11 protein-coding genes are annotated in these 14,976 nt (G+C 53.5%); 7 read left to right on the top strand and 4 right to left on the bottom strand.

Translation table 11 applies throughout. The annotated features are described in order from the left end of the window. Positions 1 to 3 precede the first annotated feature (3 nt). The 3 genes from FRD01_RS23590 to FRD01_RS23580 all read left to right on the top strand — a co-directional run bounded on the left by FRD01_RS23590 (position 4) and on the right by FRD01_RS23580 (position 5,307). Complete coding sequence (locus FRD01_RS23590; protein WP_146963606.1) at positions 4 to 2,115, top strand: tetratricopeptide repeat protein; 2,112 nt, start codon at positions 4 to 6, stop codon at positions 2,113 to 2,115. Positions 2,116 to 2,196: 81 nt separating this feature from the next. After that, positions 2,197 to 4,137: a hypothetical protein gene (locus FRD01_RS23585; protein WP_146963604.1), complete on the top strand. Its 1,941-nt coding sequence runs from the start codon at positions 2,197 to 2,199 to the stop codon at positions 4,135 to 4,137. A 12-nt stretch (positions 4,138 to 4,149) separates the two neighbouring features. Beyond that, positions 4,150 to 5,307 carry an aspartate kinase gene (locus FRD01_RS23580; protein WP_146963602.1) on the top strand — a complete coding sequence of 386 codons (1,158 nt, stop codon included), beginning with the start codon at positions 4,150 to 4,152 and terminating at the stop codon, positions 5,305 to 5,307. On the opposite strand, the gene FRD01_RS23575 is transcribed toward FRD01_RS23580, so the two are convergent. The 3 genes from FRD01_RS23575 to ggt all read right to left on the bottom strand — a co-directional run bounded on the left by FRD01_RS23575 (position 5,304) and on the right by ggt (position 9,233). Next, on the bottom strand, positions 5,304 to 5,921 hold the full coding sequence (locus FRD01_RS23575; RefSeq protein ID WP_146963600.1) for an NUDIX domain-containing protein: 618 nt from the start codon (positions 5,919 to 5,921) through the stop codon (positions 5,304 to 5,306). The two genes, FRD01_RS23580 and FRD01_RS23575, sit on opposite strands and share 4 nt — an antisense overlap. 329 nt (positions 5,922 to 6,250) lie before the next feature. Next, positions 6,251 to 7,546 (bottom strand): serine/threonine protein kinase, encoded by a 1,296-nt coding sequence (locus FRD01_RS23570; RefSeq protein ID WP_146963598.1) that lies wholly within the window; start codon positions 7,544 to 7,546, stop codon positions 6,251 to 6,253. Positions 7,547 to 7,559: 13 nt separating this feature from the next. Continuing rightward, the gene (gene ggt, locus FRD01_RS23565; RefSeq protein ID WP_146963596.1) at positions 7,560 to 9,233 is read right to left on the bottom strand and encodes a gamma-glutamyltransferase; all 1,674 of its coding nucleotides are present in this window, start codon (positions 9,231 to 9,233) and stop codon (positions 7,560 to 7,562) included. A gap of 88 nt (positions 9,234 to 9,321) precedes the next feature. On the opposite strand from ggt, the gene FRD01_RS23560 reads away from it, so the two are divergent. Genes FRD01_RS23560 through FRD01_RS23545 form a run of 4 tightly spaced genes read left to right on the top strand, consistent with a single transcriptional unit; the run spans position 9,322 to position 12,958 of the window. Then, positions 9,322 to 9,999, top strand: coding sequence for a TIGR00153 family protein (locus FRD01_RS23560; protein ID WP_146963594.1), 678 nt, complete (start codon positions 9,322 to 9,324; stop codon positions 9,997 to 9,999). Positions 10,000 to 10,010: 11 nt separating this feature from the next. Then, the gene (locus FRD01_RS23555; RefSeq protein ID WP_249755859.1) at positions 10,011 to 11,294 is read left to right on the top strand and encodes an inorganic phosphate transporter; all 1,284 of its coding nucleotides are present in this window, start codon (positions 10,011 to 10,013) and stop codon (positions 11,292 to 11,294) included. Between the two features lie 9 nt (positions 11,295 to 11,303). After that, a complete protein-coding gene (locus FRD01_RS23550; protein ID WP_146963592.1) occupies positions 11,304 to 12,020 on the top strand; it encodes a hypothetical protein in 717 nt (238 codons plus the stop codon). Next, on the top strand, positions 12,017 to 12,958 hold the full coding sequence (locus FRD01_RS23545; RefSeq protein WP_146963590.1) for a hypothetical protein: 942 nt from the start codon (positions 12,017 to 12,019) through the stop codon (positions 12,956 to 12,958). The genes FRD01_RS23550 and FRD01_RS23545 overlap by 4 nt, the downstream gene beginning before the upstream one ends. 15 nt (positions 12,959 to 12,973) lie before the next feature. Here FRD01_RS23545 and FRD01_RS23540 read toward each other — a convergent pair whose 3' ends face one another. Further along, complete coding sequence (locus tag FRD01_RS23540) at positions 12,974 to 14,914, bottom strand: TIGR04551 family protein (protein WP_146963588.1); 1,941 nt, start codon at positions 14,912 to 14,914, stop codon at positions 12,974 to 12,976. Positions 14,915 to 14,976 lie beyond the last annotated feature (62 nt).

The following is a 14,976-nucleotide window of genomic DNA, read 5'->3' as shown; positions in this document are numbered from 1 at the left end:
GGTGTGAAAAACGCATTTTCCCCCTTATCCATTCAAGATTTCCAACGACTGGCAAATGCTTGCGGAATTCCGTTGTCCTCGGATGACTTGGTTCAACTGCACAGAAGACAGTTTTTCAAACTCGAAGAGGGCTTTGAGTTTTGCTCGCTGCACCTCTTCACAGCCGCAATCTATCTGGAAGCTGTGACGGTCATCCGTCACCCCTGGGCGACTCGCGCGGCAGAGAGACGCGTTGAAGACGTAAAGGCACGTTCTATTGAGTTGGAGCGGGTGCTGCAGGCCATTCGCGGCGCAAAGGCAACGCCCGAAGACGCGCAATCCGCAGCGAGCATCCTCCTCGACATCGAACGCTTTCTTGCAGAAGTAGACCCCTTCGGGCCGATCGGAAATATCATCGATGTTCTGCGGCCTGAGGTGATCCAACAACTTCGAGGAAAAGGCAGACTCTACGCAGAATTGCGAAAGGCAGCGGCTGAACTCGCAGAATGTCTTGAAGACATGACGCCAGAAGAACACGAACCAAACACTGGGGAATTCACCGATGAAGACCCCAGAAAAACGGCCTCGCTGGATATATCAGAACTCGAAACCACAGACAGCCCGCGTACGGTGCACGAGCGAGCAACCGTTGAGCGCAGCATCGCCGACGAAAAGGACTCTTTCGATGAAGATGAAGACCATCGCGAGGCCACCGAACTCATTGAAGTGGATGAGTCCAGACAAACCGTCAGAACACAGTCGTTGATGTCCAGACTCGAAGACCTCAAGCGCAAAGAAACACCTGAGCCTCCTGCCGATTTGGAAGCTCAAATTGCGGAACTTAATCAACTCCGAGAAACTTACATTCAAGATCAAAACTGGCCCGCGCTTGCCGAGCTCTATGAATCTAGAATTGAGCTCTTCGAAGATCCGGCTGAGAGACAGCAGATTCACCTTTCGCTTGGAGCGATCTACGAGTCAAAACTCGCCAATCCTAGAAAGGCCTTTGAATCGTTCGTTTTTGCTGTGGAAACAGGCGGTCCAGCCACCGATAAGGCCCTCGAAGGACTCAAGCGTACTGGCCAGCACGCTGACGCGAAGAACTCCTATCGCGCATGGTTAGAAGACCGAATCTCCAAAGACCTCGCTACCATTGAGAAGCGAACAGCCAACCTTGAACTCGCGAGGGTGCTCAAGGAGGACGGCGAATCCCAACGCGCATTCTTGCTCTTTGCCGCATTTCTCGCGTCTGAGCCCGAGACACATATCACCACCGAAACATTGGCCACGCTCGAATCTTTGAGCGAAGAACAAGGCGAAGAAGCGCTTGATGAGTTCTTAAATGATATCTTGGAAGCTACCTCGAACCCACGAGTGGTCGAGCTCGTCGGATTGCGCGGCGCAATGTCCTATTTGAGCCGTTCCCAGAACCTGCTCGCGATTCGAAACCTCCGGAAGGTTCTTGAAGTTGCTCCGAACAACGAAGTTGCGTTCTCCAATCTTTCCAGACTCTACGAGGCCGAGAACAATTTTGGAGACCTTGCCTCGATCATTCGAGCGCGTTTGACCCGAGCACCTGCAGACCTGAGACCCAATCTTGAAGCGGCACTTGAGAAGGCCTACGAGGGAGAGCTAAAGGCCGACCCTGACGCGGTATCGCGGTGGACGCATCTCCTAGACCAGTCACCGGATGACGAAGTCGCGTTGCGACGAGCCATTTTCGGGTTCGCAACTCACTCAAGACACGCCGAATGTTATAGTTTTCTCTCAGGCCTTGCGACGAACGTAAAGACCGACGAGCAGCGATCCCGTATTCTGATCAAACTCGCCGACATCGCGTTGAATCATCTTGATGCCCCCGAGGAATGCCGAGAGTACCTTGAATCTGCCCTCGAGCTCACAGGCACCAGCACGGACATCCTCGGAGGATTTGTCGATCTTCACATGCATAATGAGGAATTCATTAACGCTGTGGCGGGAGTCGAGTCGCTCTTGTCTATTTCTGAGAACCTCTCTCGAGAAGAGAAACTCGAATGGCTGCAAGTCGGGGTCGAGGCTGCAGAGCTAGCGTATCGTGATGAAGAAAAAGAAAAATTCCTCGCGCAAATCCGCGAAATCGAATCGACTCATATTTAGACGCACATTCTTTGACACGACCTCCGTCTAATGTTTAGGTGAAAGCATGTTGCTGCACTCTCCACGCATTGGGGCATCTCGATGAAGAACTGTCCGGGCTGTTCGTCCCGACTCGACGATAGTATTGGGCTTTGTCCGTCTTGCGGTTACGAATTCCAAGAGACTGGCTCCAAAACCATCATGGGGTTTCCTGCGGTCACCGCCGCTGACCTTTCCGATGATTCGGAATCGGCGGTCGATCCTGCCAAACAAACTCTCTTTGGCTTTCCAGCGCAAAAAGGTTTTGCTTCAAGCTTTGAAGATCCATCGGAGGCCGAAGAGGATGACGCCACAAGCCTGATTCCCGCAGACCAACTCCAACGTGAGTTCGAAGACGATAAGCCTCAACGCGCGTTGGTCGAAGAGATGAAGAAGCCAGCGCCTAAAGAAGAGTCTGGTGCACCCAACATCAAGGCAGCGTGGGGCTTAGACGAAGACTCGGAGGAATCAAGAACCTCGGTCATGAGCGCGAAGAATGCCTTTGGCGCTCCGGATGAACCTGCGGGTTTCTCGGTTCGAAAAGAAGACGTGGAGTTCCCAGACCATTCAACACTGATGGGGATGAATATTGCAGACTTTGAACGCAAAGCCGCTGCTGAGGCTGAAGCAGCTGACCCGACACGTTCAACCCAGTTTGCAATGCCGGCCGTTCAATTCGATTCTCAGGAATCAAAGCCCAAGCCAGCACCGATGCCGGAACTCGATTCGGGCCCTATTTCAGACGAGGTAGGCGCACCGACTCAGATGTGGAATCCATCGAACGAAATTCCCGAAGATGCTACTAAAGAGCAGCGCGAAGTTTTGGAGAAAATTCGCAAAGGTCAAATGCCCGCTGAGGCCAAACGAAGTACCCAAGAGAGTGCGAAACCAGGCGGTCAGAGTTTGCCAAGCGGCCCCAAGGCAGGTGCTCCACCAGCAATCAATGTCCCCAATCTGGACCCGGCGGATTTGCGCGCGAGGCTTCAAGCCAAGTTGAAGTCCTCGTCACTTAGTGAGCTTCCTGAACCCTCGAAGTCAAAATTGGAGATGCCAGCCGAGCCGCAGAAGCCCGCGGTCCCGGCAGAGAGTCAACCAGAACCCGAACCTCAAAAGGATCTTTCCAGTCAGGGGGTCTTAGGCAAGGGTACCTATGTCGTAAGCCGCCCGAAAGAAGAGGCGCCAGTCCAAATCCCTGATAAAGCGCCCATCGCAAAGCTTCAACTCGCGCCAACACAATCAGAGCAGCCAGAACCCGCGGCCAAGCTGCCAGCGCGCGGCGAGACTCCAAGAGCGGGTGTTGTCTTCTCGCCTGAAGACGAAGAGGATTTTGCGTTCGCAGATACGAGCGTCGTGCCGAGTAATCTCGTAGAGGGCCTTTCAAGCGAACCTGCTCGGGTTGATGGACGTCCAACAGACTTGTTTCAACAAATTGAAGAAGAGCCAGTTCAGCCACAACCAATTCAAGTGCAACCCACTCAACCGGCTCAAGAGCCTGGACGCCCACTTTTTCCCACACCTGGCCCTGCCCCTGAGACACAAGACGCCGTTGAACCTGTGCTCCCACCCAGGGATGTTCAGGTCACTCCGAGCCCTCAACCTCAGACTCAGCCAGAACACTCTTCATTGATACAGCCAACCGCTCAGTCTCAGGTAGACTACGGACCGGTGCTGCTTCAAAGAATCCCAGCCGTGTTCGGAGCGCTTCTTCTGCTCATCAGCCTTGTGTTCGGCGTAGTGAGTGGAGGCGCCGTGGTGCTATTTGCCTCCGCTGTGTTTGGTGTCCTTGGCATCGCGTCTCTAGCAAATACCTTCTCCGGCCCTCCGACATCGCTTCGACGAGTGGTTTGGGCTGCAATCGGTATTGTAGGGTGCGGGTTTGGCCTCGTAACGCTATTCCTTGACCTCGTACCGGTTTCCGTGGGATTCCCTGCGTTCTGCGGTGGCTTCGCCCTCTTTCTGGCGTCCATCATTCGAACACTTTACGACAAACTTCCCATCCAGTGAGTTAGTACAAATATGGGGATTTTAGTTCAGAAATTCGGCGGCTCTTCAGTCTCCGATGTGGACAAGATAAAGGCTGTAGCAAAGAAGATCGTGGCCACAAAAGAGAGTGGATACGACCTTGTTGTTGTCGTGTCTGCAATGGGAGATACCACGGACCATCTGCTCGAAATGGCCAAAGCCATCAACGGAGCCCCATCTAAACGTGAGCTGGACATGCTCCTCTCTGTAGGTGAGCGAATCTCGATGGCGCTGCTCTCTATGGCGGTCCATGCCCATGGCCACAAGGCTATCAGTCTTACGGGGTCTCAATGTGGAATCATCACCACCGACAGCCATTCAAACGCCAAAATCATGGATGTCCGACCTTTTCGAGTCCAAGATGAACTCGAAAAGGGTCATATCGTCATCGTAGCCGGATACCAGGGGACGAGTTACCGACGAGAAGTCACTACGCTCGGTCGAGGTGGAAGCGACACCACAGCCGTTGCTCTTGCTGCCGCGCTGGGCGCCGAAGCCTGCGAAATCTACAGTGACGTCGATGGCGTGTTTAGCGCCGATCCAAGGGTCGTCTTGAACGCCAAACAACTCGAGTCTCTAACCTATGAGGATATGTTGGAGATGGCGAGAAGTGGCGCCAAAGTCTTAAATGAGGACGCCGTAGCCTTTGCGCAAAATGCCGGAATTGCCCTCTATGCGCGCAGCACCCACTTGCCCGAATCCAAGGGAACCATCGTCAGACCGGATGGATTCGATGAGAAAGCCAAACGTGCAGAAAATGGGATGGTGTCAGGCTCCGTATCCCATTTTAATGACGGACTCTGGATAGAAGGACCGCGCAACACACTCGAACTCCTCGGGGCCTACACGGCCGTTTTCATCGATATACATCGAGACCACGTGTCAGCCTATCTTAACAAAGAGAATATTCACGACCTGGAAGCGCTACGAGGCCGCCTAGACGCCTCGGGAGCGAACGTTGAGGACCTCGGGCTGGTCAGTGTTGTTGCGGAAGCGATCGGCGGCTCTCCGAGCCTTGTGGAGGCTATCCTCCTGGACTCAGAAGCCTTCCATCCCAAAGCGATTTCAACGTCACGCTCACGCGTCTCAGTAGTTGTGGACAAGAGCTCGGTTAGAGAGCTCGCAAACACGCTGCATGAGCGATTCGCCTAGGCCCCCATTCGCTCGTTGAGGTGGGGCAAGATCAATTGTGACCATGACTCGAGCCGGGCCGATTGGGAAACCAATTCCTCATAAGAAGCCCAGAACCCTTCCATCTTGTCGGTCTCCTTTACGCTCACGTGATCGTCCAAGACATTGATGCCAAACACCAAACCCACGTGAACTCGCCCAACTTCGTTCGAATCATCGTTCAATAGCCCCCAAAACGACACGATTTTTCCGTCATTTATGTGCAACTCTTCGTGCAATTCTCGCCACATTCCAGCTCGAATTGCGTCAATCTCTCCACACTCTGAATCTTCAGAAATATGCCCGCCGACGCCGATCGACAGCTTACCGTGTAGTCTTGCCTCACCTTGGGAGGACTTCCGCGCCAAACAGAATATGCCATTCTTGCCATAAACCACCACGTAGGGAATCGGTTGTTTGCGAGTGGGGTCCTCCTCGAGCTCAAAACGCGGTGCATACGCATGAATGCTTAGGATGCGCTCATACCACTCGTTTGCCTCGGGCAAAAAGCCTTGCGGCAAAGATGCCCCTTTTTCCAAGGATTTCCGGTCCACGTACATCACGGATTCACGCATAGATTCTGGCCAATCGCTCATTTTACACCTCAACTGCTTCGTTTGCGCACAATCGCTGGCCCGCCTTCTAACCCAGGCGGTTGAAATAACTCTAGGGGGGACTATTGTTTCCTATATGCAGTCAAGAACGTGAACAAAACGCTTTTACAGCAATGTTGACATTCTACACTTAAACTGAAATAAACCGCCTCGGTCTAGGCGTTAAAGAAGACAGAAGGAGAGAAAACCTTTTAGTGGTAATTCGGGTGTCAGGCAGGTTGTTTCCTACCAATATCTTCAAAAACCTACCTAATATCCTACCAGGTAACCTACCAAATAACCTACCGATCTGGCTGGCACCCGAATCACCACTAAAGTCCTTCGAGAGGAAGCACCACACGATAACCGTCTGGTGCTTCTTCTATTTTCAGGCTCGTCACTTTTGACCCGTTCGCGTTGAACTCAACCTCGACTTGACCATCACGCCCAAGAGACGGCGAGATAGAAAGCGGGGTTCCCCCGAGTTCAGACTTCGTTTCACCGTCCACCAGGTAGACCGTAGATGGCGGCTGAGTCTCAAATTCGACTCCTGGCTTTAAGACCTCCATTTTCAACTCAGCGGGCTCATTTGTACTCGTTTCCTCAGCGGTGGACTGCGTGAAAAAGAACCATCCCACGTTCGAAACAACGAGGAGCAAGACCAAAACTCCAAGGACGACGCCTGGCTCACGTTCGTGAGCCATTTCATCGACACGTTGAGCCTCGAAGCTCTCTTCTTCCTCAGTTGCATCAACTTCCTCGGGTTCTCGCCGCTTAGCTGGTTCAAGTGCGCTCTCGAGTTCGCTGGCGAACTCACTGACGCTAACCCACCTCTTTGAAGGATTCCAAGATACCGCCTTTTCAACCACTTGAGCGATTCGTGAGTCCACGCCGAACTCGCTCAAAGGGCGAGGATTCGACTCTTTCTGGACTTTAATCAGTCCTGCGCTGATGTCTTCGCGATCCTCGAAGTAGGGATGCTGGCCGCTCAAACACTCATATGCGAGGGCCCCTAACGAATAGACATCGGTTGAGACGCTAGGCCCTTTCCCTGCGAAAATCTCAGGAGCAAGCGGCGAAACGGTCTCGAAATTTGGGACAATCTCGTCGAGCTGGCGAATCTCAGACATCGTAAGCCCAAGCCCAAACATGCCAATCCGAGCACGCTCAGGCTTTCCAGCAGGCATCCAAACGCATTCGGGTCCAAGAGTGCCGTGATAAACCTTTCTGTCGTGGGCCCGCTCCAGAATGTCCGCAAGCCTCATCACGAGCGCCACACAATCGGATGGGCTCATCGCACCATCGCTCGTGAGCCTGTCTGAAAGACTCGGAGTCCCGACACGTTCACTCACTACAAAAGGTACCCCGGCGGCCACTTCGCCATAATCCAAGACCCGCAAAACACCTTCATGGTCGAGCGCGCTGACTTCTTGAGCGCTCGCCTTGATACGTCCCTCGATCTTGTCTGCCTTAGCACCTTCCAAGAGGTCGTAGATGCAAATCCAGACGGCCTTATCAAATGGATGCTGAGTTCCCTTGTAGAACGTTCGCAAGCCCACAAAGCCGACGTGAGTGTCTATTTGGTAGCGATGCTCAAGAGCAAGTATGCCACCTTGAAGATTCTCCATGAATTCGTACTCCTTATTTCTTTGCACCTGCTGGCCGACCCAATTTCCTCGGGTCTGAAGCTCCGATATAGCCGTCTTTAGTTTTTAGGACCATCTGAACCGCTGTCCATGCGGGTCGGATCACAACTTCGTGCCCGAGCCGCTTGAGTACCGCTTGCTCCGACTCAGCCATCGACTCCACGAAGAGCTTTTCCGGCATCCATTGATGGTGCATACGAGGCAGTGTGACGGCGTCTTCCGGACTCAGCTCGTAATCGAGAATTCGAATGATCCCAAAGAGCGTTCCAGAGATAATCGTTGGACCACCGCTGCCGCCGACGGCGAGCACAGACTCTCCGTTCTTTCGAATGATCGTAGGTGTCATTGAGGAAAGTGGACGTTTTCCACCCTCTACCGCGTTCTGCATGTTTCCAATCAATCCATAATTGTTGGCAACGCCTGGTTGTGCCGTGAAGTCTGCCATTTGATTGTTCATGACAAACCCCAATTCGGGGATATGGACCATTGAGCCGAAGACAGTGTTTACGGTGGACGTACATGCCAACATATTGTGGTCGCGGTCACCGACGCTCATGTGCGAGGTACCCGCGTTGTCTGGCGGAGGCATGTGATCACCGTATTCTTTGAGTTCCAATGTGGTCCACGGTCGAACTCGTACCCTTTGTTTGGCGGCGTATTCTTTGGAAATGAGCTTCTCGCGCGGGACCTCAACAAAATCATCGTCACCGAGGTAGCGAGCCCTGTCTGCAAAGGCGTGCTTCATCGCCTCAACAACCAGGTGAAGACCCACCGTACTCTGCCCAAGGGTCTTGAGGTCCCATGCCTCCAAAATATTGAGCATTTGCACGGTCGCAATGCCGCCAGAGGAAGGCGGTGGCATGCCGATCACCTCGAAACCACGATAAGTACCCCGAATCGGTGTTCTCCACACAACGTGGTACTTTTCAAAATCCGAGACCTCCAGGATCCCGCCGGACTTTTTGACGTATTCAACGATCTGGCGTGGGACATCGCCTTTGTAGAAGGCACTCGGACCCTCGTTAGCAACACGGGTGAGAAGGTCAGCCAACGGTTGATTCTTGAGAGTCTCGCCGGCTTCAAGGAGGCCGTTCTTTCCGGTGTAGGCCTTCTTTAAGTCAGGAAATGCTTCCATTCTCTCGGGCCTCAATCTCAAACGCTTGTCCATCAACTCAGTGGTTGGATGGCCCTGGGACGCGAGCGTGGCCACTCGCATTACGAGGTCTTTCCAGGGCAATTTCCCATAACGCTCGTGAATCGCATAAAGCCCAGCAATTTCACCCGGTGTGCCACTGGCCAACCCGCCGCGCAAGGTGGCTTCGTTGTCCAGAACGCCGTCTTTTATGTAGAGATTTGGGTGCGCTTTGGCAGGAGCCTTCTCTCTAAAATCAAGCGCTGCAGCCTCACCCTCGGCAGGTTGATAGACGCAAAAACCTCCGCCACCGATTCCGGAAGCAAAAGGCGATGCCAATCCAAGGGTCAAAAGTGTGACGACTCCCGCATCGACAGCGTTGCCGCCATCCTCAAGCACCTTTGCACCCATTTCCGACGCTATTGGCGTATCGGAAGCAACCATGCCGTGCTTGGACGTTTCAGCCGAGACGACTGAGGACATCGTCACAATGCAAAGAAGTGTGACAATTTGGTGACAAACGAATGTTGATTTCATGATCTCTTCGACCTGCGATTGACGGGGGAATTACCTTTCATATGCTCCGCAGCAATGTCGGGTTCCTAATACCCCTAATGGAAGTGAAATGATGGTTCGATCCATATTTAGTTTATTCGCCAAGAGTCCCTTCACACCCCTGATCGACCTCGCAAACACTATCGAAGAGTGTTGCGAACAGGTACCCGTTCTATTCGATGCCTTCTTTCAGGGCAATTACGAACGTGTGAAGGCGATCTCTGAGCAAATCTCTCACCTTGAACACGAAGCGGACGTCAAGAAACACAAGTTGAGGGACGAGCTTCCTCGAACTCTTTTCCTGCCTGTGGACCGTAGGGATTTCCTCGACGTGCTCTCGTCACTAGACGCAATCGCCGATTGTGCCGAGGACGTCGGTATTCTTTTCACTCTGCGGGAAATGGAGCCGCACGAAGAACTCATGGCTCCTTTGAAGAGCTTGGTTCGTCGTGTCATGTCCACCGTACACCACGCGTGCGAAATCGTTCGTGCACTGGATACGCTGGCGGAGGCGGGCTTTGAGGGACAAGAAGCCAAGAAAGTGCTGGCCATGATCGACGAGCTAGGACGTCTCGAGCACGAGGCAGACATCGTGCAAGACGACCTCGCGCGACGACTCTTCGCCATCGAGGACAATATCAAACCGGGGAGCCTTTTGATCTGGAACAAGATCTTCAACAAAGTCGGGGACATGGCCAATCACGCTGAGCGCATGGGCAATCGCCTTCGCCTCTTCATCGCTAGCTAACGGAGGCTGACTTGGATTTCGCACTTTGGATGGCAATTGCCTTCGGTTTCTACATGGCCTGGAGCATCGGAGCCAACGATGCTGCTAATGCCATGGGCACCAGTGTCGGCTCGAAAGCTGTCTCCTTCAGGGAGGCTGTGATTATCGCGGCGATCTTCGAGTTCGCGGGCGCAATGATTGCCGGTGGCGGCGTGGCCGACACGATGCGCAGTGGAATCGTTGATCCTGCTTTGTTTGCCGACCCAACCCTCTTCCCGGCGGGAAATGGCGCTGAACTCTTCATTTGGGGCATGATGGCGTCCCTCATCTCGGCGGCCCTCTGGCTTCATATTGCCGCCTATCTCGGCTGGCCAGTCTCAACGACGCACAGCATTGTTGGCGCTATCACTGGCTTTGGAGCGGTTTCTGTAGGTATCGCGAATGTGGAATGGCTGAAACTACTCACAATCGCGGCAAGCTGGCTCACCAGCCCTCTCTTGGGAGGTGTGCTATCGTTCATCATCTTCCTCGTCATACGAAAAGCTATTCTTGATGCGAAGAACGCCAATCTAGGCCTGAGATTGGTCTCTCCTATTCTCGCCATGCCCGTATTCATGACTCTGACTCTAGTTCTGTTTACGAAGGGCCTTAAGAAACTTCACGGGACGTTCGCCGAATACGGCATTGGGAACATCGAGATGATTGGAATCTCCGCTTTGGTGGGCGTCCTCTCATCGCTCGTACTCGCCTTTGCCATTCGAAAGATCCACATCGCTGCGGACGAGAGTTCTGAGTCGAAATACGCGAAGATCGAGAAGGTCTTTCGATACCTTCAGGTCATCACGGCATGCTTCGTCGCTTTCGCGCACGGGTCCAATGATGTCGCAAACTCCATCGGTCCGGTCGCAGCGATCGTTGGAACGCTGGAAACCATGGATATGACGGCAGGGAAGGTGCCAATCCCAAGCTGGGTGCTCTTGCTCGGAGCAGTCGGAATCGTGGTAGGTCTAGCGACCTACGGCTACCGAGTAATCGAAACGATCGGCACAAAAATCACGGAAATCACACCAACGCGCGGCTTTGCTGCCGAGTTCGGTGCGGCCTCAACTATCCTAATTGGAAGCCATTTCGGAATTCCTCTCTCCACTACGCACACCGTGGTCGGCTCCGTGATTGGCGTGGGCTTTGCGCGCGGTATGAACGCCCTAAACCTCAAGATCATCATCAACATCTTGAAATCCTGGCTCTACACCATTCCGTTCTGCGGGATTCTTACCATCATCCTCTACTATCTCTTCACTGCCATCTTCGTGTAACTTACGGCCATGAAGGTCGTTCTTGCATGCATTGGAATCCTCTTGGTGGCCGGATGCGCCACCAGCACACCCATTTTCGAATGGGAAGATGGACCGGCTGCACCTTCAACTCTGAGTTTGAACGTCTTGGAAGTTCGCCCCAATGCGATATTGCTGGAGGTTCAGTCGTCAGAGGTGTCGTTCACTCACATCGAAGTCTTCAAGGTTTTTGAGGACCAAGAGCCTCAAAACATCCTCACCTTGAACATCGACGCATCGTTGAACCAAAAGCTAAGCGAGGGCTTGACCCTAAGAGATCCCAACAATGCTGCGGGCCGCTACGTCTATGCTCTCTTGATGATGAATGGAGAAGAGCGTGTTGGTTCAGCGGAGCTTACCTTTGAGCTTGGACCTCAGCCTCTCAAACCACACGTTGTGGCGTCTGCTGAGGCAGACTTTGTTAGAGTCAAATGGCAAGTTGACGAGGAATCATCCGCAATAATCTTTCGTCGAAACGTGCTTAGAGGCACTCCATTCGAACGCGTCGCGGAACTCAATGTACCGACCTCAGAGTGGGTAGACACCGCGGTTGAACCAGAAGGCGTTTATGCATACAGAGTTTCGCTGGTGACATTAAGTTCAACGAGTCAAACCGACACATTCGCGCTCATGGGCGAGCCTTCCGAGGAAGTCTACGCATCTGTTCCAAGTCGTGACGCAGCAGCATCTAGCAACGGCCCGCAATGACCGAATACAAGCGAAAATACGACCGTGTGTTCAACTCGATCAGTCGTCTTGACCTGCAGAAAGGCGCGCTCGGACTTGAAGAACTTGGAATCGAAGACCTCTTCGCATCGGAACCTGAACTCTGGCTCGGCTTCTACACCAAAGAAGGCCTCGAAACTGCGTTTAAGAAATACGGATTTATTGAGGACTTTAAGGAGCAAGGGTTTGAAGAGGTAGACTTCGAGTTAATCTTCAACGATTCCGAAGAGCATATGCTCAGGTTCTGGGGAAAGAAGCCCGAATGCCCTGACGTCCCGCTGATCGAACTCGTTGTGCGTCGAGGACATATCAAACCGAGTGGAGCACTGGCGGCGCGCCTAAAAAGAGAGTTCCTCAACGTGTTGGACGTGGAGTGGCTACAGATGCAAAATCCCCTGGCTCATTTCGACGCTAGCCGCCCTCCCCTGCCCGGCCAGAACTTCCCGGGACTTGGACTTGGTAAACAGGTCATGGAGCTTCTCAGGCAAGCCTGTAAGCGTCTACAGCTCGACGGTCTGGTAACCACGCCCTCCTATTTTCATAACGCACTCTTCTATAGCGAAGAGTTCTACTTCTTTGACCCTGAAGTCCAAGGACTCTTCTTGGCCCTTTGCCGAGACATCTTGCCGCAATCCAGGAACGTTGGGTTTGCAAGTTGGGCTTTGAACTGGAAGATGGTGGCTCAAATGAACCCGGATGGCGAACCGGAGCCCTTTGCCTGGTTTCACGAATCTCAAGTCTGCCCGGTTTCAAACGAACTTGAGAAGTATTTCAAGAGCGAGCTCTATGCTCGAGACTCCCTACAAGCCCTCTCCACCCACCAATTCAAGGTGCTGGTCACAAATCTACGAGAAACCCTGGAGAACAAGGGTCTGGCCCCCTTCGATCACACGAAGCTAGGTTGGGTGACTCAGCCGTAAACTTGAACTGAGGAGCTAGAAGCTCCAGAAAAACTTGGACTGAACCGTCCAGGCGATGCCCGGGTCAACCGACTGATCAAAGAAGGTTCCGCCAATAGGTAGAAGTCGGCGTGCATCCTCACGCGCGGCTAGTCCCTGGAATGGGAAGAGGATACCGCCCTCAAGGCCAGCGCTGAACGTCTCGACAAGGTTGTAGCTTAGCCCTGCATCGAATTCGAGCCCGAGGAATCGGTCTTGGCCTGGAGTCGCGTCGACTTCAAGCGCATGGGAGAACACACCCGCAAAATCGAGCTCCAAGTAGCGGCCGCCTGACTCGAGGAAACGCGCCGAGATATGCGGACGGTAATAAGCAGCGTTAGTAACGGTACCGATCACACGCTCGAAGAGGATGAGGTCAACGTTGTAGTCTGGATTAAAGCGGAAGAATTTCGAATCATCACCGGCGTAACCCCAATTCTCGGTGTCTCCGCCCGAAGCGAAGCCAGCGTCAACGCCAAAGCGAACCGGGCCTCCAAAGTGAAACTCCGATTCCATGGCCGCGCCAAATTGCAGAATATCGGTCTGCCCGGAAAGACATCGGTCAGGATTTGCGAGCCGAGTACTTTCGTCGAAACAGTTGATCGCGTCTCCGGCAGATGGCTCCGTATCGCCGCCCACGCTAAGCCCTGACGTATTGTCGACCTGACCAAATCCGATCAGAGCCTCAATCTTGACGTGTGCTGACTTATCGTAGGTGGGCTGCCACTTGAGCTCGCCTACGAGGTCGAAGATGTGTTGGCTTGACCCAAGGTAAATCAGTCCGGGAGGCGCCTCAGGATTAAGGCCTGCTGGCGTGGAGTCAAATTGTCCCTCTTGGGTACGGTAGCGATAAAGTAGCCCGCCGCCGAGTACCACGGCGCCCTCTTCCAACAAACGCCGTTGCTCAAGCTCACGCTCTTCACGCGTCTTTGCGCCTTTGAAGATGGAGATTGTGTATTGGTCAGCGTCGTCAATCTGGGCCGCATCGAAGGCCTGATTCAAGAGGTCTTGGTTGCTTCGAGTTGAAACACCTTCATTTGGAAAATCAACGCTGAGCGTCGCGTGCAGCCCAAACATGCTGCCTGAGTACTCGAAACGATCGACCGTGTTGCCAAAGTCGCAATCGGCACAGTCCCCGTCGTTGACCCACATTCCAAGACCCCAATGGTCATCCATACGTCCTACGCGAAGATTTCCCAGCAGGGTGTCGGCGTAACCGTAGGCCTCATAGACCTGGATTGCGTTTTGGAACCACTCGGTTTCACGCGGCGAGAGCTGGTCCCCAGAGGTCAAAACTGCGTATGGATGTGCCATAGGCATGGAGCCGAATTGCACATTTCTAAGCATGTCGACTTCAAGGTGTACCCCGAGTTCGTCCGTGATGTGGATGGTAGGCTCAAGGCGCAGCCGCATATTGGAAGACCAGAGAGCCTGCTTATCGGAACGAGCGATGGTGCGACGATCGCTATCCGGGGATGCCGCAGGCACGTAACTTTCCAACGCAGGAGCGCTCGCCGATGTACCCTCTGTGTCCAAGTCCCAATTGACTCCGATCAACGAGCGGAATCGGAACGCGCCGTTCCACTCTATTCTCGGATAGACCTTCGCAGGAATGATCGTGGCCAACACGCCTTCTTCGATATCTTCGAGTGGCTCAAACTCCTCGGTGGCCAAGTCTGCGATTGGACTATCCCCAAATGCGGACTCAAAGCTCTCTTCGGCGGGCTCTTCGACAGGCTCTTCCTCAACCGGAACCTCTTCAGCCGGAACTTCTTCAGCCGGAACTTCTTCAGCCGGAACTTCTTCAGCCGGAACTTCTTCAGCCGGAACTTCTTCAGCCGGAACTTCCTCGGGCGGCGCCTGCGACGCATCTTGAGCAAAAGCTATAGAACTCGAAAGACCCGCAACAAGTAGGCCCAAATACACCGATTTATTCATTAAACGTTCTCCAGATACGCGTCGCCTCGTGCCAATGGTCCCACGAGGGCGCGCGGAAGCTA

The sequence above is a fragment of the Microvenator marinus genome, from assembly GCF_007993755.1.
Classification (GTDB): Bacteria; Myxococcota_A; Bradymonadia; order Bradymonadales; family Bradymonadaceae; genus Allomicrovenator; species Allomicrovenator marinus.
This window is presented reverse-complemented; position numbering and strand designations above follow the sequence as displayed.

Bases quoted from the DNA above. Each gene is read 5' to 3' on its own strand.
- FRD01_RS23560 (WP_146963594.1), top strand. From the start codon at position 9,322: ATGATGGTTCGATCCATATTTAGTTTATTCGCCAAGAGTCCCTTCACA.
- FRD01_RS23545 (WP_146963590.1), top strand. From the start codon at position 12,017: ATGACCGAATACAAGCGAAAATACGACCGTGTGTTCAACTCGATCAGT.
- FRD01_RS23580 (WP_146963602.1), top strand. From the start codon at position 4,150: ATGGGGATTTTAGTTCAGAAATTCGGCGGCTCTTCAGTCTCCGATGTG.
- ggt (WP_146963596.1), bottom strand. From the start codon at position 9,233: ATGAAATCAACATTCGTTTGTCACCAAATTGTCACACTTCTTTGCATT.
- FRD01_RS23575 (WP_146963600.1), bottom strand. From the start codon at position 5,921: ATGAGCGATTGGCCAGAATCTATGCGTGAATCCGTGATGTACGTGGAC.
- FRD01_RS23570 (WP_146963598.1), bottom strand. From the start codon at position 7,546: ATGGAGAATCTTCAAGGTGGCATACTTGCTCTTGAGCATCGCTACCAA.
- FRD01_RS23550 (WP_146963592.1), top strand. From the start codon at position 11,304: ATGAAGGTCGTTCTTGCATGCATTGGAATCCTCTTGGTGGCCGGATGC.
- FRD01_RS23540 (WP_146963588.1), bottom strand. From the start codon at position 14,914: ATGAATAAATCGGTGTATTTGGGCCTACTTGTTGCGGGTCTTTCGAGT.
- FRD01_RS23585 (WP_146963604.1), top strand. From the start codon at position 2,197: ATGAAGAACTGTCCGGGCTGTTCGTCCCGACTCGACGATAGTATTGGG.